Raw genomic sequence first — 21,289 nt, 5'->3', positions numbered from 1 at the left:
TTCATTGCCGCAGCATATAGGCATCGACGGGGCTGCCTGCCGCAAACCCTTCCGAGCCGCCGGGTACCACGAGCCAGGCCTCGGCGCGGGCGATCGCCTCCAGCGACAAATCGCCAACCGCCAGAGTGCTCCACATATCCTGCTTACGTTCCATGAGCACGATCTCGGCGATGCCGACGTGAGATGCAATCTTGCGCGCCAGCGGCAAATTGACCGTCTTGCGCGGACGGCAGCCCGAAAGACGATCGATCGCGGGAAGCGCCAGCGTCCACCATGCCGCAAGGGCTCCATCCGGTGCGCCCGGCATTACCACGACAGCCGTCTTGCCGATGCGCCCGACGGCAGAAGTGCGGCCCGGCTGCAGGGCAATGCCGTGGGCGAGAACATCGCCGCGGGCGGCCAGTGCCGTCACCGCCGCATCCGTGCGTCCGACGCCGGAGCCGCCGACAATCAGGAGCAGATCGCACGCATGATCATCGAGCGCTGCACCAATCGATCCGGCATCGCGGCCCGCTGCGGTGATGCAGGAAGTTCCGGCGGCTTCGGCGCGTGCGCTCTCCGCGATCAAAGCCGCCGTCGCGCCGCCGCCGGGAACATTGACAATGCGCAGCCGCGGGCGGCGGACGTTCAAGCGCTCTAGTCCAGCAGCGCGCGCCATCAGGAGATGACGCGGCAGCACGCGCCGCCCAGCCTCCACAATGAGGCCGCCGGCAGCGATATCGCTGCCGGCGCGGCGCACGCCCTGCCCCGGGATTGCCTCCGCCAGCACCTGTGGCATCGGACCGGAGATGTCGACGGAATCGGAATCCAGCACGCAGTCGCGACCATTCGGGATGATCTCACCGGCCTCTACCCACACCGGTGCACTCGGCAGCGGCAGTGGCGAATAAGAGGACGCGCCGACGAGATCGCGGGCGGAAAAGGCGTAGCCGTCCACCATCGCGGTATCGTGCGGCGGGTAGGCGGGCAGCGGCGCCATTTCGGCTGCGATGCAACCCGCCGCCTCGGCAAGCGCCAGTTCCATTGGCGCGACCGGCTCCACACCAGCCAGCAGTGCGGCGAGTGCGGCATCGAGCGGCGTGAGGGAAGCTGGCAAGCGCTGGGGCGATATCATCGCCCGGCTATGCCCTGAATCGGGCCGGAAATAAACAGAACCCGCTACCGCTCACCATCCACCCTCCTCTTTCCGCTGGTTGACGACGGCCCAAAATAGTTGCAAATGAGACCAATTGGCGGAGCCAACCGCCGAACAATTGATACGGCCAATCACGCCGATCCTCAGGGAGAAAACGGATGTTCGCCAGGAACCTTTCCAGGCTGGGAATAGTCGCGGCCGCGCTGCTGGCATCGACTGCAGCCCTTGCGCAAATTTCAGATGACGTGGTCAAGATCGGCGTTCTCACCGACATGAACGGCCCGGCGGCGACGCCGACCGGCCAGGGCTCGGTGACCGCCGCGCAGATGGCGATCGACGATTTCGGCGGCAAGGTGCTGGGCAAGCCGATCAGCATCATCGTCGGCGATCACCAGCTCAAGCCCGATATCGGCGGCGGCATCGCGCGGCGCTGGTACGACGTCGAGCAGGTCGATCTTATCGTGGACGTGCCGGTCTCTGCAGTGGGACTTGCGGTGCAAGGCATCGCCAACGAGAAGAAGAAACTGTTCATCACGCATTCGACCCTCACCGCGGACTTCCACGGCAAGTCTTGCTCGCCCTACGCGATGCAGTGGGTCATCGATACCCGTTCGCTTGCAGCCGGCACGGCGCAGGCGGTGGTCAAACGCGGTGGCGATAGCTGGTTCTTCATCACCGACGACTATGCCTTCGGTCACTCGTTGGAACGCGACGCTTCCACAGTTGTCACGGCCAATGGCGGCAAGGTGCTGGGCTCCGTGCGGCCACCGCTTGCCACACCCGACCTGTCATCCTTTGTGCTGCAGGCGCAGGCGTCGAAGGCCAAGATCATCGGCATCGCCGCCGGTCCGCCGAACAACATGAACGAGATCAAGACCGCCGCAGAGTTCGGCGTGTTCAAGGGCGGCCAGCAGATGGCGGCGCTGCTCGCGCTGATCACCGATATCCATTCGCTCGGATTGCCGGCAGCGCAGGGCCTGTTGCTGACGACCTCGTTCTATTGGGACATGGACGACAAGACCCGCGAATGGTCAAAGCGCTACTTCGCCAAGATGAACCGGATGCCGACGATGTGGCAGGCCGGCGTCTATTCCTCGGTCATGAGCTATCTCAACGCCATCAAGGAGGCCGGCACGGACGAGCCGTTGAAAGTAGCGGCGAAGATGCGCGAGAAGCCGATCGAGGATTTCTTCTCCCGCAACGGCAAACTGCGCGAGGACAATTTGATGGTCCATGACCTCTGGCTGGTCCAGGTCAAGAAGCCCGAGGAATCGAAATATCCATGGGACTACTATCAGATCCTCGCCAAGATCCCTGGCGATGAAGCGTTCGGCCCGCCCGATCCGGCATGTGCGATGGTGAAGAAGTGAGAAGCGAGTAGTGAGTAGCGAATGGCGAATAGGAAGAAGCTTCTCTATTCGCTACTCGCCATTTCGCTATTCGCCTCTATCTCACCAGCCCGACTTCCCTGAAATACTTCGTCACGCCGGGATGAAGCAGCGCCGCATTGGGCGCAGCCGCAACCGTGTTCGCAGCGGTGGTCTCGCAGGCCTGCGGCAGTTTCTTGCAGAGCGCGGCTTCCGCGCCATGCAGCGTACGCGCGAGGCGATAGGCGACATCGTCAGGCAGGCTTTCACGCGCGAGCACGAAGCTCCAGGAGCCGACGGAATCGATCGCCGCGGGCTGATTCGGATAGCTGTTGGCAGGGACGGTCAGCGGCTTGAGAAAGCTGTGCTTGGCACGGACACGCGCGATCTCGCCGGCATCGGGCGCGATGAACCGCGCACCGCCCGGCGACTGCGCCACCGCGGCAAAGCCGGGCCAGCCGACGCCCGCGCCCCACAGCGCCGCGGCTCGGCCGTCCTGCACCATGGCCGGGCCATCGCCGGCGCGGTCGAGATAGATCGATTTGAAATCCTCGTCCTGCTTCAGCCCGATGCCATCGAGAATGTAACGCGACAGGATCGGCAGGCCGGAGCCCCTGGCGCCGAACGCGACCGGCTGGCCCACCAGATCCCTGATCGTCTTGTAGGGACTGTCCGCCCGCACCACGAACATGCCGGGGCTGGAATACATCGCGGTCAGAATTTTCAGCTTCGTCGGCGCCCGTCCGATGCCCATGAAGGCTTCGTAAGCCGGCTCACCCGCCACCAACGCGATATCGAGCTGATCAGACTCGAGGAGCGGGATGTTCTCGTTGGAGCCCTTGGTGTTACGCGGCTCGATCGAGAGCGCCGGATCGGCCGCATTCATGACTTCCGCAAACGCATTGCCGTAAACCGGGAAGCCGCCGCCCGGCGTCGCGGTACCCAAGCTGATCGCGGTCTTGCTAATGGCCTTGCCTCCCTCCTGCGCCCCGGCGCTGCCCGCAAGCAGCAGCAGGCCGACGCAGGCGATCTCAGCGAGTTTCATCTTTGGCCTCAAGCGTTCTATAACGAATGATGCAACGGAGGTTGTAGGCAAGCCGGAGCGCCAGCGAAAGCGGGTTTTCGGCTCCAAACCCGGCATTGCCGTATCGCTGTCATGCCTGTAAACGATGGCGGCACCGTTGCCGGCCGCCCTTTCCGCGGCCGCTCCGCGGCGGGGCCTGTAGCTCAATGGTTAGAGCCGGCCGCTCATAACGGTCTGGTTGCAGGTTCGAGTCCTGCCGGGCCCACCAACCTTCGCGCGCGAAGCAAGTGAAGGCTGCCGCGCCGGAGCCCAAAGGGCGAAGGCGGGCCGTAGGGCACGCGAGCTACGGCTCGGCAAGCCATCCCAGATCATCCCGGGAAAACAGCCGCGCCAGCTGGGTCCCGCTCCCAACCAAAATATCGAAAACAACCCCCATGCAAAGTAGCGCGACCGTCATCACCCCCGTGATCGACTATCGGCAGCTGTTACCCTCGGTGACGGCAAACGATTGCCGGATAGCGGCATGGCCGTGGATATCGTCAGGGTCGCGCTTGCCAGCGTACGAGTATGACAACGGCGCCTCGGGCCAGCGTCAACCTGGCACGGAACCAATTCATGCCGGGGTCGTTGGCGCAATGTCGCATTCGCTTGGCGTCTCCAGGCAAGGAGGCCATGCAATTTCGACCTCCGCAGGTAGGTCTCCTCGCGAGCGGCACTTGCGTTTTCGCGGCCGGCACGGCTCTCGCCGGTTTCCCAAGGCGGCGATGCCGCTCGCGACCCGAGCTGCCAAGGGAGCGGCAGAGACCTATCTCTTTGGATTCTGATCATGGCGAGGGCACGGGAACAGCTCAGCGAAGTCCTGGTCGGTCCGCACCACCTTGCGGGCATTTTGGGCGTGCCTCACGGCGCAACCGGCGTCGTGATTTTTGCGCATGGCAGCGGTAGCGGCCGTCTAAGCCCACGCAACAACCAGGTCGCAGCGGCCCTCCGTGAAGCCGGGCTTGCCACGCTACTGCTTGATCTCCTCAGCCCGGCGGAGGAGCGGGACCGCGGCAACGTATTCGATATCCCGCTGTTGGCATCGCGGCTTACAGACGCCGCGGACTGGACCCGCGACCGGCCAGAGCTCGCGAAGCTTCCGATTGGCTATTTCGGCGCGAGCACCGGTGCAGCAGCCGCGCTGGTCGCGGCTGCCGACCGGCAGAATGTCGCTGCGGTGGTTTCGCGCGGCGGTCGCCCGGACTTGGCCGGCAAAGCGTTGCGCGCCGTCAGGGCGCCCACCCTATTGATTGTCGGCGGAGCCGACCTGGCGGTTATTCCGCTCAACCGCTCGGCTTTCGCGGAGCTCGCTTGCGAGAAGGACTTCGTGATCGTGCCAAAGGCGACGCATCTGTTCGAAGAACCCGGCGCGCTCGAGCAGGTGACGCAACATGCCACGCGCTGGTTCCGCCAATTCCTGGCGTCGCCCCTCTCCGAAGAGGTGATCGACGCCGATACGATCTTCAATGACCGGCAAGATGCCGGACGCCGGCTTGCGTCGGCGCTCATGAAGTTCAGGGACAAGGACGCGGTTGTGCTGGCGCTGCCGCGCGGCGGCGTGCCTGTCGCATTCGAGGTTGCGCAAGCGCTGCACGCCCCGCTCGACGTAGCGCTCGTGCGCAAGATCGGCGCGCCGGGACATCAGGAACTCGGGCTCGGCGCGGTCGTCGATGGCGCCGATCCGCAAGTCGTGCTCAATGAAGACATCGTTCGCGAGATCCAGCCGAGCGCGGCGTACCTGGAAGCTGAGACTGCCCGCCAGCTCGCCGAACTCGAACGTCGACGGCACCTTTACCGCGCCGGCGATCCACCGCCAGAGATTGCCGGCCGTACCACCATTGTGGTCGACGACGGCATCGCCACCGGCGGAACCGTGAAGGCCGTGCTGAGAGCGCTTGCAAGGGCGAAGCCGGGCCGTCTCGTCCTTGCGGTGCCGGTTGCGCCACGCGAGTCGCTTGACGATCTGAGCGCGGAGGCAGACGAGATCATTTGTCTCAAGAGCCCTGATCCGTTCTTTGCGGTCGGCATGAACTATAGGAATTTCGGCCAGACTTCGGATCAGGAAGTTACCGAGCTGTTGCATCGTTCAAAGGCCAGCAGCCCGAACCAGGCACGGGCCTGAGGAACAGCGATCAACGATCGCCTCCAGGGTTTGTCGTGATCTTCTCGGCATCGGGCCCCGGTCGGGTCAAAGCCGCTTCCGCATCACAATTTCGCGGTACCAGGCTCCGCCATCCTGCGGTGCCGCCGAGCCAGAATCGCCGCGGGAGTGACGTTGGCAACGGCGGACTGGATCTTGTTCTTGAGTCCAGTGACGATATCTCCTTCGCCAGCCATCATCGCCTCAAAGCCCGCTCTTGCGACCTCGGCCGCGTCGTCCTTCCTCGCTGTACCGACATGAGTATCCATCATGTCGGCGCGGCGGAAGAATTCCGTCTGTGTTGCCCCGGGCATCAGGCAGGTGACGGTGATATTGCTGCCGCGGAGCTCTTCTCGAATGGCGAACGAGAACGAATCCAGAAAAGCCTTCGTTCCGTTATAGACCGCCTGGAAGCTGCCCGGCATGAATCCTGCGATTGATCCGGTGATCAGAATTCGCCCGCTATTTCGCTGGCGCATGCCGCTTCCGATGCGATGGATCAGATAGAGGGTGCCGGTGATATTGGTATCGACGACTCTCCTGATCCTGTTGAACTCCTGATCCAGGAACGCTCGGCCGAGACCCACGCCCGCATTCGCGAGCAAGGCATCTACCGGACGTCCTTGTGTGGCGGCGCATAGTTGATCGACTCCTTCGATGGTTGCAAGGTCGGCCTGGACCGCATCCACCGTCACCCCGACTTTGCGCAGTTCGTCCGCCGCGGCCTCGATCGCGGGCTCATCCGCTGCAATGAGGAGATCAAAGCCGGCGCCTGCACAACATCTGGCAAGTTCCAGTCCGATGCCGGTGGAAGCACCGGTGACGATCGCAAAGGGTGCGTTGGCAGGCATCGCCGCCTCCTCAACTTGAGCGTTTGGCCTTCAATTGCCGCAGCGCCTGCTCGTTCCAATTCCCCGGGTGCAAAAACAGGAACCAGCCGCGACCTTGCGGTTTGAGCTTTTGGCCATTGCACGCCGGAGCTTATTCGATGCGCGCCCTCACTTGGCACGGCAAGAACGACATCCGCTGCGATACCGTGCCCGACCCGAAGATCGAGCACGGACGCGACGTCGTCATCAAGGTAACGGCCTGCGCGATTTGCGGCTCCGACATCCACCTTTACGACGGCATCATGCCCAGCATGGAAAAGGGTGATGTGCTCGGACACGAGACCATGGGCGAAGTGGTTGAGGTGGGGCCGGAGATCAAGACGCTGAACGTCGGCGACCGCGTGGTCGTACCGTTCACAATCGCCTGCGGAGAATGCTTCTTCTGCAAGCATGGCTTCTACTCAGGTTGCGAACGATCGAACCCGAACGCGACGGCTGCGGAGAAACTATGGGGGCACTCGCCGGCCGGACTGTTTGGCTACTCACACATGCTCGGCGGTTTTGCCGGCGGCCAAGCCGAGTATATGCGCGTGCCGTACGCCGATGTCGGGCCAATCAAGATTCCCGACGGTCTCACCGATGAACAGGTGCTGTTTCTCTCGGACATCTTTCCGACTGGCTACATGGCCGCTGAGTTCTGCAGCATCAGGGGCGGTGAGACGGTAGCGATCTGGGGTTGCGGGCCTGTCGGGCAGATGGCCATCAAGAGCGCATTCCTGCTCGGCGCCGGGCGGGTGATCGCGATCGACACCGTGCCGGAGCGACTGGCGCTGGCGCAGGCATCCGGAGCCAGCACACTCGATTTCAAGCAAGAAGATATCTACGAGCGGATCCAGGAGCTGACTCAAGGTCGCGGTGCCGACGCCTGCATCGATGCGGTCGGCACCGAACCGGACATCCGCTCCGGATTTGACGCGGTGCTCGATCGGGTCAAGGTCGCCACCTATCTCGGCACCGATAGTCCGCACGTTCTGCGTCAGGCCATCCATTGCTGCCGCAATTTCGGCGTGGTCTCGATCGTCGGCGTCTATGGCGGGTTGCTGGACAAAATCCCGATGGGTTCGGCGATCAACCGCGGCCTCACCTTCCGTATGGCCCAGACACCAGTGCAGCACTATCTGCCAAAGCTGCTGGAGCGGATCACTAAAGGCGAGATTGACCCTTCCTTTGTCATCACCCACCGCGCCACGCTCGAACAGGGACCGGAGCTGTACAAGACGTTCCGGGATAAGAAGGACGGCTGCATCAAAGTGGTGATGAAACCCTAGTGCAGCTTGAAGGCACCTTTGACGGACGTGCATCGGCGATCTCGGCGCATCAGCTTCGCTCGCGCTGGATCGCTGCGGCGGAGCTTGGTCTGATCAGCAGCACGTTCTCGACTGTCGTGAGCCAGCTCTCTGCGGCGCGCATCGGACGCGATGCATGGGTCGACTGGATGACGGTCGCCGCGATACCCGCACGCGATTGGGCTCTTAGTGCCGAACCGTCGTGGAGCGCGGTCCTCGCGGGAATTGCCTTTCACCAATGGGCGGACTTCTCCTGGGCGATGGTGTTCTTCGGCGTACTCGGCCGCTGGACCGCGCAACTTCGCCCGCTCGCTATCCTGCTGCTCGCCCTGCTCTGGGCCATCTTTTCGTCGGCAACGGAATGGCTCTTGCTGGTGCCGTTGATTCCATTCTGGCAGCCGCTGTTCACGCTTCAGCAGCCCTATTGGATTGGCCTCCTCGTACACGGCGCATCAGCCCTCATGTATCCGCTGTTTGCTTGGCTGCGCTGGGCGCCCGGCTGCGCCCCGAACAGGGATGTACGGGTTGCCAAAATCTGGACGGCAGTGTCGCTAGCCGTGATCCTCCTGCTGGGTGCCATAGCGCTCTTGAGCGTCGTCGGGCGCGAGTTGCCATGGATGGGGCAGGACAAGGATGCAGACCAAACCTATATCCGCCACATGACCACGCATCACGCCCAAGGGATCGAACTGGCCAGTCTCGGCGCTGGGCGGGCTCGCGATCCGCATCTGCGCGCGCTCGCGAACCTAATGATCGCAAGCCAGAGCGGCGAGAACAGGATCTTCGAGAGCTGGTGGCAAAGCTGGTTCAAGGCGCCGATGCCGGATTGCACGGCGGATGAGCGCGCGGCCATGCCGGGCTATCTGACGCCCGCGCAGATGCAGCAGGTCAAGGCGGCAGCAGAGGAGCAATTCGATGCTCAATTCACCGCCTTGATGACATTGCATCACAAGGGTGCTGTCAGGATGGCCGATCTGGCATGGCGCGGCCGCGGAGACTTTCGCTTGCGCATCATGGCGCACGCGATCCGACATGAGCAGCAAGGCCAAATCGCCCTCATGGAGCGAATAGAGGGGACTGCGGCGGTCGCGACAGCGCTCCGCAACATGTTTGCCGATAACGTCAACTAGCCGACGTTCCGCGCCCACGCCCGATCACCTGCCGATCCGGATTGCGAGCGTCAGCCGTTCTGTATCTGCCGAGGAACTTGCGCCGCCCGAGGAATGTTAGTGCGTGAAGGCCCTGCCTATTCAAAGCAAGCGGTTGCCATGAACATTGTTTCAGTTTCACCCATCGCGCGTACCATGCGCGCGGCCATTCTTCGCGGGCCTGGCGTGGCGCGCGTCGAGACAGTGCATCGGCCAGAGGCAGGCGCCAATCAGGTACGCGTCCGCTTGCAGGGCTGCGGCGTTTGCGCGTCCAACCTCGCCGTTTGGGCGGGTCCGCAGTGGGCGACGTTTCCCACGGAACCTGGCGGTCTTGGCCATGAAGGCTGGGGCATCGTCGATGCCGTTGGCGAGAATGTCACGGGAATATCGATAGGCGAACGGGTGGCCGCGCTGTCCTATCACAGCTACGCCGAATATGATCTGGCGGATGCAAACGCCGTGGTGCCGATCCCCGTAACGCTCAGTGAACAGCCGTTTCCAGGCGAACCGCTCGGTTGTGCCATGAACATCTTTAGGCGGAGCGAAATCGGCGCGAGACAGACGGTAGCGATTGTCGGAATCGGGTTTCTCGGCGCCATCTTGACGAGTCTTGCCGCCAGTGCCGGCGCCAACGTCATCGCTCTCTCCAGGCGACCGTTCGCCCTCGAAATGGCCCGCCGAATGGGAGCAGCCGAGACCATTCTGATCGACGACAAATCCACCGCCATCGAGCAGGCAAAAGCGCTGAATGGGGGGGCGCTATGCGATCGCGTGATCGAGGCGACCGGCAAGCAGTGGCCGCTGGAACTTGCCGCGGAGCTCACGCGCGAGCGCGGCCGCCTGATCATCGCAGGCTATCACCAGGACGGGCCGCGGCAGGTGAATATGCAGCTCTGGAATTGGCGCGGGATTGACGTGATCAATGCGCATGAGCGCGATCCGCAGATCTACATGCGCGGCATTCGCGACGCCGTCGACGTCGTCACTTCGGGCCAGCTCGATCCAAGCCCCCTATATACGCACAGTTTTCCTCTCGACCGACTGGGCGATGCGCTCGACGCCACGCGCGATCGTCCGGATGGCTTTCTCAAAGCGCTGGTGACGTGCATATGACGCAGGCTTCGATCGAAGGCAGCCGCGCACCCACGACGGCGCGCCCGCGGGTCGGCTTCCTCGGCGTAGGTTGGATCGGACACCATCGCATGCGGGCGATTGCCGAAGCGGATGTGGTCGAGATCGCCGCCGTTGCCGATCCCGCCGATGCGATGATCGCGCAAACCGTACCGCTTGCGCCCGATGCAAAAGCGCTTTCGACATTCGAAGAGCTTCTGGACCAGGACATCGACGGCGTCGTCATTGCAACGCCAACAGCGCTCCATGCCGAGCAGTCGATCCGCGCACTCGCGCACGGCAAAGCCGTGTTTTGCCAGAAGCCGCTGGGACGCACGGCCGAAGAAGTCCGCGCGGTGATCGATACGGCGCGCTCGGCAAACCGGCTGCTTGCAGTCGACCTTTCGTACCGCTTTACCGAGGCCATGCGTCACGTTCGAAGGTTGGTAAATAATGGTGAGCTCGGGCATGTCTACGCGGTGGAGCTGACCTTCCATAATGCCTATGGGCCGGACAAGCCATGGTTCTACGACCCGGCGCTGGCGGGTGGCGGTTGCGTGATGGATCTGGGAGTTCACCTGGTCGACCTGGCGTTATGGGCGCTTGATTTCCCTAAGGTCGTGCGCACGTCGTCACGGCTCTTTGCCAATGGCCAGTTGCTTTCCACCTCTGCCGAGCGCGTCGAGGACTATGCACTCGCCACAATCGATCTGGAAACTGGCGCGACCGTGCATCTCACCTGCTCATGGCGGCTGCCCGCCGGGCGCGATGCCGTGATTTCCGCGGCCTTCTATGGCACCCGCGGCGGCGCCGCGATGCGGAACATCAATGGATCGTTCTACGATTTTGTCGGCGAACTCTATCGCGGAACGGCAAGTGAAACGCTCGCGGCTCCGCCGGATGCATGGTTCGGGCGCGCCACCGTCGAGTGGGCGCGGGCGCTCGCCGCGGGAACGAGTTTCGATCCGTCTGTCGAGCGATGTGCCGACGTGGCGGCGGTGTTGGACCGCATATACGGCAGGTGAACCTTGCTCGCGCTACGCCACCTCATGCGGACATGCCTCATTGAAGCTTCAGGATGCGAGCGGTCTCTCCGTCCAGTTTGATATTGCCATCGCCAATGGCGATTTCCTCGCCGGTCAAGAGATCGCTCAAGCTTGCGCCGGACAGCTTCGCCACGATCTCGCGCGGAATCGATACATTTGCGGGCGAGATGCCGTAATTCAGAAGCACCAGCACGTTGTCTGACGGTGTGCCGGCTACCCGCAGATAGGCCAGTACGTTCTGGCCCTCGGCCACGTCGAGCATGCGGATTTCGCGCGAACGCAGCGCGGGTTGCTCGCGACGTAGGGCGATCAGCCGCTTGTACCAGTGCAGCAGCCCGTAGCTATCATCCCACGCGATCGGGTGGGCATCCTTGTACGGCTCGTAGGCTGCACCGACCTCCTCGCCCGTATAGATGCCCGGAATGCCGGGCAGCGTCAGCAGCATGGCCGCTGCGACCCGGGTTCGTCCAACTCCGTGTCGTGAACGGAAACGCGGCCCGGTGTCGTTATTGTCCAGAAACCGGAACACCAGGACGTCGCCTGACGCCGATGCTTCGATCGCGGAGCGCAGCCGTCGCGCTGTGTTTGGCGCGTCTTCGAATGCATCGCGCCAGGCCCATTCGCCAAGCTTCCCGGTCCAGTCATAGGCTGCATCAAATCCGTGTCGGCCGTAATAGGGATCGCGCGCGGAGGCCTCGGCAAGCAGAAGCAGATCTGGCTGGATGCGCTTGAGCTCGGCACGCCAGCGGGGCCAGAATTCCGGCGCCCGCTGCTTCGGACCCCATGCGGCATCGACGCGGAAGCCGTCCACATCGAACTCGCGCACCCAATATGCGAAGGCCTCGATCACCAGGCGCTGCACCTCCGGATTGGCGTAGTTGAGATTCTTGAGATTGCTCCAATCGAAGTAGTGCTCGGCCTTGCCGTCCTGCCCGCGCGCGAAGAAGCTGAAGTAAGGTGACGAGCGCTCGCGCCGCATTGAATCTGCAAAATAGGCGTGCTGATCCGACAAATGGTTCGGTACGAAGTCGATGATCACCCGGATTCCGCGCGCGTGGGCGGCCTGGACCAGTTCACGCAGCTTCCGTTCATCACCAAGGCTCTGCCGTATCCGAAAATAGTCCGTGACGGCATAACCGAAGTCGCCCGGTGGGCTCTCGGTAATCGGCGAAAGCCACAGGGCCGACACCCCGAGCTCCCTGAGCTGATCGAGACGTGCAGTGACATCGACAAGGCCGCGAGGGCCGAACAGCGCGGGCACGACACCATAGACGACCGCACCGTCGATCCAAGCGGCGTGGTCGCGGCCGGCGTCAATCGCTCGCAGGATGCCGCCCTGCGCACGAAGCATCACGGTCGCCTCGTCGACGCGATCGTTGCCGTCCGTAACCTTGGCGGTGATGCGGTATTCGCCGTCCGGCGGCACATCCGAGAGCTCGATGCGCGCGCCGCTTGTCGGCAATCCAGCAAGTGGTGCCGGGTTGTCATCGCGCGCTCGCCACTCGTAAGCGGCAATCGGGCTGCCGCGGACCGGCGCAGGCAGGCTTCGTTGCGCATCCAGCGTGACGCCGCTGCCGTTCTCGAATGTATCGATCAATGCCGTTGGCGTGTTGCGGAGCCGGACATTCCAGCTCTGCTGTGCCGACCCTCGCTCGATGCCGTTTTGCCGACACTCGGCCCTGACCTGATTGTCACCAGGCTGAAGCGATATCCGCGCGCGCGTCCGTCCTCGCTCCGCCGGCAGCGTGACGGCCGAACTGGGTGAGGTCACCACAATTTGATCGCAGCGGCCTTCGGGGACGGTGATGTCAATGGACTTGGAGAAGTCCCAGGCGTCGCCGCCAGCGGAGCCAAATGAGACGGGAACCTGATCCGCAGCGCCCGTCAACAACAGGGCCGCGCCAAGCAGGCCGGCGCGTATCAGATGCTGGTACATGTGAACCGCAGTTTTTGGGGCGCGGGTCTCACCGCCGCTTCCGACCCAATGTCATTGCCGAGATCTTCATCCGGTGTCTCGAGGGACCGCCGCCGAATAATCCGTATACGCGGTTCCATCAAGCCGTGCCGACGGATCGATATCGTTGGCGATCAGCCGCGGCTTTGCCGTTTCACCAGCGAGGCGTAGTAGCCGCCGGCCTGCATCAGGGCACCATGGATTCCGCTCTCCGCGACGGTTCCGTCCTTCAGGACCAGGATGCGGTCGGCGTTCACTACCGTTGACAGCCTGTGCGCAATGATGAAGGTGGTTCGGTGCCGCTTGAGATTGTCGAGCGCGTGTTGCACCGCTTCCTCCGATTCGGCATCGAGCGCAGATGTGGCTTCGTCAAGCACCAGGATCGGCGGATTCTTCAGCAGCGCGCGCGCAATGGTGATCCGTTGGCGCTCCCCCACCGAGAGCTGATTGCCGCGCTCTCCTACGATGGTGTCGTATCGATCCGGCAGCCGGTCGATGAACGCTTGTGCGTGGGCCGCGTGCGCAGCCGCCACGACATCCTCCTCACCTGCCTCGGGACGCCCATAGGCGATATTGGCGCGAATGGTATCGTTGAACAGCAGGGGGTCTTGCAGCACCACGCCGATGTTCCGCCGCAGCGAACTTTGCCGGACAGTGCGGAGATCACGACCGTCAAGGGTGATCCGGCCTTGCTGTGGATCGTAGAATCGCATCAGCAACGCCATCAGTGTTGTCTTTCCCGACCCGCTCGGCCCAACGATGGCGAGTGATTGGCCGGGGGCGACGTGCAGCGACACATTCTTGAGAACCGGCCGCGACGCCTGCTCATATCGAAACTGCACCTTCTCAAATCTCACATCGCCTCTGACGTCGTCCAAATCTGTTGCTTCGGGAGAATCGCCGAGATGTTCCTGGAGGCTGAGGATGGAGAATATCTCCTCGAGCGAAACGGCGGCCTTGCTTAAGCTGGAATAGACCCCGCTCAGTCCCTGCACCGGAGCAAACAGGCCTCCGACGTAGCCGAGAAACGCAATCAATGTGCCCAACGTGACCTGTCCGTTCCATGCCAGGTAGCCTCCGACACCAATGGCCGAAAGCCGCGCGAGAGCGATCGACAGATTGCTGGCGGCACCGTAACCTGCATCTGTAGCTACACCGCGGACGACGACCTGGTTGGCGGCAGATACATCGCGCAGGAAGCGTGACTTCTCGGCATCCTCCATCGCAAAGCTGCGCACCACCACGAGGCCGGACAGCACCTCGTTGAAGCGGGAGTAGATGTGCGCCCAACGGTCGAGCAGCGCCCGCTCCCGACGGGTCTGCTCGGGTCCGGCGTACATTGCGATCAATGCCGGTATCGGCGCGAACATCAAAACGATCAGGGCTAGCCGCCAATCAAGGCTGAACATGATGGAGCCGGCGACGCAGAGAAAGATCAGCGACGGCAGGACACTGAACAGGATCAAGCTCACCGCGCTGGTAAACCCCTGGATACTGCGGTCAAGCCGCGTCATGATCGCGCCGACGCCTTCGCTGCGCTGCATTCGCAACGGCATCTTGTGAAGCTTGCCTATTGCCGCCTCGAGCAGCGCATATTGCAGGCCGATGCGCGTACGCCAGGTCAGCCAGTTTGCCGTTGCATCAAAACTTTCGCGCAGGAGTGCCAAGCCGCCCAAAGCGACAATGCTCAGCACCAGAATTTCTGCGCGATGGGCCGTCAGCTCATCGAATACCGCCTTGATTACGAGCGGCTCGACGGCATTGAGCGCGGCGACGGTAAGAGTGAGCGCCAGGATCATGCCGATCGCATGCTTCTGCGGTAGTGCAAACCGCACTGCCTGGTACAATCGCCTTGGTTTGCTCGCCGACAATTGCCCCGCAAGAAATGTTCCCTGCGATGGATCGTCCGACGTTCCATGGCTCTGCCCGCCCCTCGCCAATAGCCGCCTTCTCTCGAGTTTTCCTCTCAAGCCAGCAGTCATGATTGGCCCCCCGTACGTTGCGGTAGTCCTGGAGTGGGCAGGAAATAGCGCGGCCTCCCTCACCGGCTGCAGCACCCAACAGGGCGGCTAAACCAGCTCGGGAACCACTTTTGGCAGGATCTCTACTTACTGGACTTACTGGGCAGATGACCGATTAACGAACTTGTGAAACCGGCTCAGCTCACCTGACTCGGTCCGGTCCTGATGCAGGAATGCAAGATCTTCCTTGTCGAACTTCTCGAAGAACTCATTCCACCCGATCGGTTCCAGACTTTCGTCGCGCGGTTCGAAGTCGAGGCGAAGCACCCCCGGCTCCCCACCCTCCTTCGTTCGCTTGACGGTGGCCGGCGTGCCGCCACGCTCCTCGGCCCAGCGCCTGATGCTCTCATGGTCCGTCGTAGTTTTACCGTTGGACATAGCTCGTCTCCTCGCTGACGTCCCTTCTCGAATCCCGTTTGGTGCGCGGGCGTCTCCCCATTCTAATTCCATGATGGCAGCAGGCGTTCCAGGCACCAAATCACCTGGTGCTAGGTGCCGCTAACGCTCAGCCCGACCTTGTCTTGCTGTCCTGCTGCCGCCACATCCTCAGCTTCCTCGTCTATCGACCTCCTCCCCATCATCATCTTCTTCCTCATCATCTTCCTCTTCATCATCTTCCTCTTCCTCATCATCAGCTTCATCTTCATCCTCTCGCTGTCATCGGCAGCATGTTCTTCCGATCATCTACAGAAAGACATCGCTTCGACGCGGCAAACCAGGAACAAACAATCACACGCACGCATTACGGATTGCAGAAACCGTCTCCAGCGACATGGTCTGCAATGCAACAGACATCCCTCGGCCAAAAAGTTCGCGTCGGAATCGTCGGTGTTGGCAACTGCGCTTCCTCATTCGTGCAAGGCCTCACTCACTACGCCGATGCCCGCGCCAACGAGCCGCTCGCCGGCCTGATGAACATCGACCTCGGCGGCTACCATATCCGGGATATCGAGATAGCGTCCGCGTTCGACGTGAACGCGAAGAAGGTGGGGCGGGATGTCTCGGAAGCGATCTACGCTGCACCCAACAACACGTTCCGCTTCGCCGACGCTAGACTTACCGGCACCATAGTCGAGCGTGGCCCTACGATGGACGGACTGGGCCGCTATCTTCGTGAAGAGATCGAGGAATCAGACCTGCCGGTGGTGGACGTTGCCGAGCGCCTGGCAAGCACGCGCACGGATGTGCTCGTCTCCTATCTCCCCGTCGGCTCGCAGCGCGCCAGCGAGTGGTACGCAAATTGCGCGCTGGAGGCTGGATGCGCCTTCGTCAATTGCATTCCCGTGTTCATTGCATCCAACCCGCTCTGGCGCAGCAAATTCGAAAGCCGCGGACTTCCCCTCATAGGCGACGATGTGAAGAGCCAGGTCGGCGCAACCATTCTGCATCGCATGCTGGTCAACCTCTTTCGCGAGCGCGGCGTTCGGCTCGATCGCACCTATCAACTCAACTTCGGCGGAAACTCCGATTTCAGGAATATGCTCGAACGTGAGCGTCTGGAATCGAAGAAGATCTCAAAAACCCAATCCGTGCTCAGCCAACTCGACGTGCCGCTTCCAGACGGCGGTATTCATGTCGGCCCGAGCGACCACGTGCCGTGGCTCGCCGATCGCAAGTGGGCCTATATCCGGCTTGAGGGCACCACCTTTGGCGACGTTCCGCTCAATCTCGAGATGAAGCTCGAGGTCTGGGATTCGCCTAACTCTGCCGGCGTCGTCATTGATGCCGTGCGTTGCGCCAAGCTTGCGATCGATCGCGGCGTTGGCGGAGTGCTGGTCGGCCCGTCGAGCTATTTCATGAAGTCACCGCCACAGCAGTTTTCGGACCACGAGGCTCGCGAGAGAACTCTGGGCTTCATCGCAGGGACGGCTTGAGCCGGATTCCGCCATGACGAAATTCTCGCTGATCAGACACGGAGCTCATGATGTCGTCGATCACATCCTGGTCGGTCGCATGGCGGGCGTTCGGTTGAACAGCCAAGGGCGCGATCAAGCCCGGCGGATCGCCGATGTCTTTGGCAGTAGCGACATCGGGTCGGTGCACTCAAGCCCCCAGACGCGCGCGCTGGAGACGGCGCAGCCGCTGGCGCAACGGCTCGGACTTGCCGTCCAAATCTTCGCCGGCATCGATGAACTGGACGCCGGGGCTTGGACCGGGCGCTCCTTTGCTTCGCTCCATGAAGATCCCCTGTGGGATCTCTGGAACACCAAGCGTTGTGGCACCCGTCCACCGAACGGTGAAAGCATGCTGGAGCTACAGGCGCGCGCCGTTGGCCATCTGAACGAGTTCGCAGCGTCGCTACCCGACGGCCATGTCGCCTTGTGCAGTCATGCCGAAGTCATCCGCGCCATCATTCTGCACGCTCTGAGGCTGCCGCTCGACGACTATTACCGTCTCGATATCGCCCCCGCTACGATCAGCATCGTCTCAATCGGTCGAGGCGGCGCTGAAGTCGTTGCATTGAACCAGCCGGTCGTATCATGAAGCTCGTCATCTTTGGTCTCACATTCAGTTCGTCATGGGGAAACGGTCACGCCACGCTCTGGCGCGGGCTGTGTTCTGCGCTGATCCGGCAGGGACACGAGGTGGTCTTCTTTGAGCGCGACACGCCTTATTACGCGATGAACCGCGACGTCTTCGCCCTGCCCGGCGGCGAACTCGTCATCTACGGCGACTGGAGCTCCGTCCGGTCGAAGGCACAGCGCGAAGTACGTGATGCGGACGCTGCGATTGTCACATCCTATGCGGCTGACGCCCTGGCCGCGACCGACCTCATCATCTCCACAGGTGGGACACTCAGCGTCTTCTATGATCTCGATACGCCGGTCACGTTGTCGAGGCTTCGTCGCGGCGATGTCATCCCCTACATCGGCGCACGAGGACTCGCGGACTTCGATCTCGTCCTGAGCTACACCGGCGGCGCCGCGCTTGACGCGCTTCGCGACGAGCTCGGCGCGCGTCAGGTCGTTCCGCTTTACGGTCACGTCGATCCGGACGTGCATCGTCCTCTCGAAGCGGCATCCCTGCGCCAGTTCGCTTTGTCATACCTCGGGACCTACTCCGCAGACCGACAGGATGCTCTCGATGCGCTGTTGCACGCTCCCGCACGAGCGCGGCCTGAGCTTCGGTTCGTCATCGGCGGCGCACAGTATCCACAGGATTTTCCCTGGTGTCCGAACATCTTCTTCGTTCATCACCTGCCTCCGACCGATCACCCGGCGTTTTATGCCTCGTCTCGCCTCACACTGAACGTCACCCGCCGGCCGATGGCCGATCTGGGCTGGTGCCCCTCCGGACGGTTGTTTGAAGCCACTGCCTGTGGCGTGCCGGTTCTTTCCGACGCCTGGGCAGGGTTGGAGACATTCTTCACACCAGGAGATGAAATCCTGGTTGCTCGCGATACCGCCGACGCGCTTGCCGCGATCGAGCTTTCCGACAGGGTACTCGCGCGCGTGGCCAAGGCCGCGCGCGAGCATACGCTTGCCGCGCACACGTCGGAGCAGCGGGCCTATGAACTGATCGCCGCGGTGTCCAAGACGCCGATCTCGCCAGCGCGTGAAATGGAGCAGGTATAGCCATGTGGGGAATCGTGCCCGCAGCAGGACGTGGAAGCCGGATCCAGCCGCTTGCCTTCTCGAAGGAACTGCTGCCGGTCGGCAGCCGCACCGAAGGCGGCATCGAGCGCCCCTGCGCCGTCAGCGAGTATCTCGTCGAGCGCATGGTTTGCGGCGGCGCGGACAGGATCTGCTTCGTCATCTCTCCGGGCAAGTCCGACATCATGGAATATTTCGGGGCGAGCTATGGCTCCACGCCGATCGTTTACGTGGTGCAGGAACAGCCGATCGGACTTTGCGACGCGGTGTTCGCGGCGCGGCCGATCGTCGATTGCAACGCGCCTGTCGTCATTGGACTGCCGGACACGGTCTGGTTTCCTGAAGACGGATTAGCCGAACTGCCCGACGACGTTCTGTCTTTCCTGCTGTTTCCGGTCGAACGGCCTGAATTCTTCGACGCCGTTGTTCTCGACCAAGATCGAGTGCGGGAGATTCAGGTCAAGCAGCCCAGCCCCGACTCGAACTGGATCTGGGGCGCCTTCAAGATGCCGGGAGACGTGTTCGAAGAGCTAAGGCAGCTCTGGCTAGCGCGAAACCGAACGGACGAGTATTTCGGCACGCTGGTGAATGCCTTCCTCGCCGAGGGCGGCAAGGCCGCCGCGGTGAAGGCAGGCCAAGCCTACGTCGACGTCGGGACTCTGCACGGCTATCGAGCCGCCATAAGCCTGCTCGAGGACATCAGGGGCAAGTCGTCATCGGACAGCGGCGCTGCCGCGGCACTACCTCACATGCGGCGCGACAACAGCTTGCATGCACACGAGGTGCAAACGTGATGAGCAATCGGCAATTGACGACGGAAGACATCCGGCTGCGGGTCGAGCAGCTGGGGCCATGGTTCCACAACCTCGAGCTCGGGGGCGTCAGCACGGCGCCGACGCATTTTCTCGGCGACTACCCCTCGGTGAAATGGCGCCGGTTTGCCCAGGCAATCATACCAGAGATCGAAGGACACACCGTTCTCGATATCGGCTGCAATGCCGGGTTCTATTCACTCGAAATGAAACGGCGCGGCGCAACACGCGTGCTCGGCATCGACACAGATGAGGATTATCTGCGCCAGGCGCGCTTTGCCGCGGAAGTCAGCAGCCTCGACATCGAATTTCGCAACATCTCCGTGTACGACGTCGGGACGCTCGGAGAACGGTTCGACATCGTGCTGTTTCTCGGTGTGCTCTATCATTTGCGTCATCCGCTGCTCGCGCTGGATCTGATTCATGAACATGCGGCGGGCAATCTGCTCGTCTTTCAATCGATGCTGCGCGGCAGCACCGAGGTGGAGCAGGTGAAGCAGGATTATGGATTCTGGGAAGACGATCACTTCAATCATCCCGGTTATCCCAAACTCCACTTCGTGGAACATCGATATGCCGACGATCCAACCAACTGGTGGATCCCGAACAACGCCTGCGTCGAGGCGATGCTGCGCAGCAGCGGGTTCGAGATAGAACTGCACCCCGAGGACGAAGTCTATGTCTGCCGGCGGACCGAGGCCCCGCCGGGTGCCGGCGCGATCTATCCGAAGGGAGGTCGCTCGAGATGATCGAAGCCGCGATGATCTGGAACGAGCCGAACAACAAGTCGCATTGGGATCCCGAGATCGACCCCAACTGGGACCTGTTTGGCGAGATGGCGATCGGCGCCGGCAAGGCGATAGAACGGGTCAATCCGTCATTGCCGCGCGTGCTTGGAGGCATCTCCCCCATCGATCCGGCCTTCATTGCAAATATGATGGGAAAGGGCGTGCTTGACCACGTCGATGCTGTGGCCGTGCACGGCTTTCCGCTCGACTGGAATCTTTGGCGGATCGATGAATGGCCGGCCAAGATCCAGGAAATCAAAGCTGTCACCGAGCTGCCAGTCTGGGTCTCGGAAGTTGGCGTATCGAGCTTCGGCGCCGAGGAGGTGCAGGCTTGGGGCCTTGATCGCACTGCGCAACTGCTGATCGGGCAAGCGCCGCGCATTCACTGGTACAGCCTTTATGATCTGCCCCGCGCCTGGCCGGCCACGACGCGGCACAAGGAGGCCGAGGGATCTTCCTACTACCGTCATTTCGCGATGGGCCTGCTGCGGGAGGATGGATCGCCGAAGATGGCGGCCGAGCGCTTCCCGCGCCACGCACCTGCACTTGGCATCTGCCAGTGGTTTCATTTTGAGGATCACCGGCTCTACGAAGCCGTGGCGTGGATGAGACGGTTGGGCGTCCGGAGCCTGCGGACCGGCCTCTCCTGGGCCGACAGTTTTCGTCCCAATGCGCTCGACTGGTTTGACCGGCAAATGGACGCGCTATCGGAGTTCGACGTTACAATCACCTACTGCTTCACGCCGGAACATCGCGGTATCGCATCACACCACACGAGCGCGCCTCAAGTGCCGGAGGAGTTCGCCGAATTTTGCGCCGCGATGACCGAACGCTATGCACCGCCGAGGATTACCGCAAACCAATCCTTCAGATCGGCGGTCGCCGAGCAGAGGGAAGCCGCGCAATGACCGCCACGGCAATCACAAAGCGACGTCC

General features: G+C 62.4%; 18 protein-coding genes and 1 tRNA gene. 13 read left to right on the top strand and 6 right to left on the bottom strand.

The genetic code is table 11. The annotated features are described in order from the left end of the window. Position 1: 1 nt before the first annotated feature. Positions 2–1,114 (bottom strand): molybdopterin-binding protein, encoded by a 1,113-nt coding sequence (locus tag J6524_RS31130; protein WP_225677714.1) that lies wholly within the window; start codon positions 1,112–1,114, stop codon positions 2–4. A 179-nt stretch (positions 1,115–1,293) separates the two neighbouring features. Between J6524_RS31130 and J6524_RS31125 the strand changes: the two genes are divergently transcribed. Continuing rightward, entirely contained in the window at positions 1,294–2,505 is a 1,212-nt protein-coding gene (locus J6524_RS31125) for an ABC transporter substrate-binding protein (RefSeq protein ID WP_225677713.1), read from the top strand. 76 nt (positions 2,506–2,581) lie between these two features. Here the strand turns inward: J6524_RS31125 and J6524_RS31120 are convergent, their stop codons facing one another. Then, positions 2,582–3,547: a TAXI family TRAP transporter solute-binding subunit gene (locus tag J6524_RS31120; protein WP_225677712.1), complete on the bottom strand. Its 966-nt coding sequence runs from the start codon at positions 3,545–3,547 to the stop codon at positions 2,582–2,584. Between the two features lie 171 nt (positions 3,548–3,718). On the opposite strand from J6524_RS31120, the gene J6524_RS31115 reads away from it, so the two are divergent. After that, positions 3,719–3,794: transfer RNA gene (locus tag J6524_RS31115), tRNA-Ile, on the top strand. 558 nt (positions 3,795–4,352) lie between these two features. Next, positions 4,353–5,687, top strand: coding sequence for a phosphoribosyltransferase family protein (locus J6524_RS37745; RefSeq protein WP_312002512.1), 1,335 nt, complete (start codon positions 4,353–4,355; stop codon positions 5,685–5,687). Positions 5,688–5,770: 83 nt separating this feature from the next. On the opposite strand, the gene J6524_RS31100 is transcribed toward J6524_RS37745, so the two are convergent. Continuing rightward, positions 5,771–6,556: an SDR family NAD(P)-dependent oxidoreductase gene (locus J6524_RS31100; protein WP_225677711.1), complete on the bottom strand. Its 786-nt coding sequence runs from the start codon at positions 6,554–6,556 to the stop codon at positions 5,771–5,773. 137 nt (positions 6,557–6,693) lie between these two features. Here J6524_RS31100 and J6524_RS31095 point away from each other — a divergent pair, with 137 nt between their 5' ends. From J6524_RS31095 to J6524_RS31080, 4 genes are all read left to right on the top strand, one after another. Then, complete coding sequence (locus J6524_RS31095) at positions 6,694–7,863, top strand: zinc-dependent alcohol dehydrogenase (protein WP_225677710.1); 1,170 nt, start codon at positions 6,694–6,696, stop codon at positions 7,861–7,863. After that, positions 7,863–9,011: a DUF305 domain-containing protein gene (locus tag J6524_RS31090; RefSeq protein ID WP_225677709.1), complete on the top strand. Its 1,149-nt coding sequence runs from the start codon at positions 7,863–7,865 to the stop codon at positions 9,009–9,011. The genes J6524_RS31095 and J6524_RS31090 overlap by 1 nt, the downstream gene beginning before the upstream one ends. Before the next feature lie 138 nt (positions 9,012–9,149). After that, entirely contained in the window at positions 9,150–10,142 is a 993-nt protein-coding gene (locus J6524_RS31085) for an MDR/zinc-dependent alcohol dehydrogenase-like family protein (RefSeq protein ID WP_225677708.1), read from the top strand. After that, on the top strand, positions 10,139–11,164 hold the full coding sequence (locus J6524_RS31080) for a Gfo/Idh/MocA family protein (protein WP_225677707.1): 1,026 nt from the start codon (positions 10,139–10,141) through the stop codon (positions 11,162–11,164). Before J6524_RS31085 ends, J6524_RS31080 begins: the two co-directional genes overlap by 4 nt. A gap of 37 nt (positions 11,165–11,201) precedes the next feature. Here J6524_RS31080 and J6524_RS31075 read toward each other — a convergent pair whose 3' ends face one another. From J6524_RS31075 to J6524_RS31065, 3 genes are all read right to left on the bottom strand, one after another. Next, a complete protein-coding gene (locus tag J6524_RS31075) occupies positions 11,202–13,121 on the bottom strand; it encodes an alpha-amylase family glycosyl hydrolase (protein WP_225677706.1) in 1,920 nt (639 codons plus the stop codon). 152 nt (positions 13,122–13,273) lie between these two features. After that, complete coding sequence (locus J6524_RS31070) at positions 13,274–14,986, bottom strand: ABC transporter ATP-binding protein (RefSeq protein ID WP_225677705.1); 1,713 nt, start codon at positions 14,984–14,986, stop codon at positions 13,274–13,276. 270 nt (positions 14,987–15,256) lie between these two features. Next, complete coding sequence (locus J6524_RS31065; RefSeq protein WP_225677704.1) at positions 15,257–15,538, bottom strand: hypothetical protein; 282 nt, start codon at positions 15,536–15,538, stop codon at positions 15,257–15,259. Positions 15,539–15,942: 404 nt separating this feature from the next. On the opposite strand from J6524_RS31065, the gene J6524_RS31060 reads away from it, so the two are divergent. The 6 genes from J6524_RS31060 to J6524_RS31035 are packed head-to-tail and all read left to right on the top strand — an operon-like array spanning position 15,943 to position 21,261. Further along, on the top strand, positions 15,943–17,034 hold the full coding sequence (locus J6524_RS31060) for an inositol-3-phosphate synthase (protein ID WP_225677737.1): 1,092 nt from the start codon (positions 15,943–15,945) through the stop codon (positions 17,032–17,034). Between the two features lie 13 nt (positions 17,035–17,047). Continuing rightward, entirely contained in the window at positions 17,048–17,644 is a 597-nt protein-coding gene (locus J6524_RS31055) for a histidine phosphatase family protein (RefSeq protein WP_225677703.1), read from the top strand. Continuing rightward, positions 17,641–18,735: a CgeB family protein gene (locus J6524_RS31050; RefSeq protein ID WP_225677702.1), complete on the top strand. Its 1,095-nt coding sequence runs from the start codon at positions 17,641–17,643 to the stop codon at positions 18,733–18,735. Before J6524_RS31055 ends, J6524_RS31050 begins: the two co-directional genes overlap by 4 nt. Before the next feature lie 2 nt (positions 18,736–18,737). Further along, a complete protein-coding gene (locus J6524_RS31045; RefSeq protein ID WP_225677701.1) occupies positions 18,738–19,547 on the top strand; it encodes a nucleotidyltransferase family protein in 810 nt (269 codons plus the stop codon). Further along, positions 19,547–20,314: a TIGR04290 family methyltransferase gene (locus tag J6524_RS31040; protein WP_225677700.1), complete on the top strand. Its 768-nt coding sequence runs from the start codon at positions 19,547–19,549 to the stop codon at positions 20,312–20,314. Before J6524_RS31045 ends, J6524_RS31040 begins: the two co-directional genes overlap by 1 nt. After that, positions 20,311–21,261, top strand: a complete 951-nt coding sequence (locus J6524_RS31035; protein ID WP_225677699.1) for a glycoside hydrolase 5 family protein — start codon at positions 20,311–20,313, stop codon at positions 21,259–21,261. Before J6524_RS31040 ends, J6524_RS31035 begins: the two co-directional genes overlap by 4 nt. The last annotated feature ends 28 nt before the right edge of the window (positions 21,262–21,289 follow it).

It is taken from the genome of Bradyrhizobium hereditatis, assembly GCF_020329435.1.
Taxonomy (GTDB): Bacteria; Pseudomonadota; Alphaproteobacteria; order Rhizobiales; family Xanthobacteraceae; genus Bradyrhizobium; species Bradyrhizobium hereditatis.
Note: the sequence above shows the minus strand (reverse complement) of the source record. Positions and strands in the feature narration are given on the sequence as shown.

Coding starts and splice junctions, on each gene's coding strand:
- J6524_RS31130 (WP_225677714.1), bottom strand. CDS start 1,114: ATGATATCGCCCCAGCGCTTGCCAGCTTCCCTCACGCCGCTCGATGCC.
- J6524_RS31125 (WP_225677713.1), top strand. CDS start 1,294: ATGTTCGCCAGGAACCTTTCCAGGCTGGGAATAGTCGCGGCCGCGCTG.
- J6524_RS31120 (WP_225677712.1), bottom strand. CDS start 3,547: ATGAAACTCGCTGAGATCGCCTGCGTCGGCCTGCTGCTGCTTGCGGGC.
- J6524_RS37745 (WP_312002512.1), top strand. CDS start 4,353: ATGGCGAGGGCACGGGAACAGCTCAGCGAAGTCCTGGTCGGTCCGCAC.
- J6524_RS31100 (WP_225677711.1), bottom strand. CDS start 6,556: ATGCCTGCCAACGCACCCTTTGCGATCGTCACCGGTGCTTCCACCGGC.
- J6524_RS31095 (WP_225677710.1), top strand. CDS start 6,694: ATGCGCGCCCTCACTTGGCACGGCAAGAACGACATCCGCTGCGATACC.
- J6524_RS31085 (WP_225677708.1), top strand. CDS start 9,150: ATGAACATTGTTTCAGTTTCACCCATCGCGCGTACCATGCGCGCGGCC.
- J6524_RS31080 (WP_225677707.1), top strand. CDS start 10,139: ATGACGCAGGCTTCGATCGAAGGCAGCCGCGCACCCACGACGGCGCGC.
- J6524_RS31075 (WP_225677706.1), bottom strand. CDS start 13,121: ATGTACCAGCATCTGATACGCGCCGGCCTGCTTGGCGCGGCCCTGTTG.
- J6524_RS31065 (WP_225677704.1), bottom strand. CDS start 15,538: ATGTCCAACGGTAAAACTACGACGGACCATGAGAGCATCAGGCGCTGG.
- J6524_RS31060 (WP_225677737.1), top strand. CDS start 15,943: ATGCAACAGACATCCCTCGGCCAAAAAGTTCGCGTCGGAATCGTCGGT.
- J6524_RS31055 (WP_225677703.1), top strand. CDS start 17,048: ATGACGAAATTCTCGCTGATCAGACACGGAGCTCATGATGTCGTCGAT.
- J6524_RS31050 (WP_225677702.1), top strand. CDS start 17,641: ATGAAGCTCGTCATCTTTGGTCTCACATTCAGTTCGTCATGGGGAAAC.
- J6524_RS31045 (WP_225677701.1), top strand. CDS start 18,738: ATGTGGGGAATCGTGCCCGCAGCAGGACGTGGAAGCCGGATCCAGCCG.
- J6524_RS31040 (WP_225677700.1), top strand. CDS start 19,547: ATGAGCAATCGGCAATTGACGACGGAAGACATCCGGCTGCGGGTCGAG.
- J6524_RS31035 (WP_225677699.1), top strand. CDS start 20,311: ATGATCGAAGCCGCGATGATCTGGAACGAGCCGAACAACAAGTCGCAT.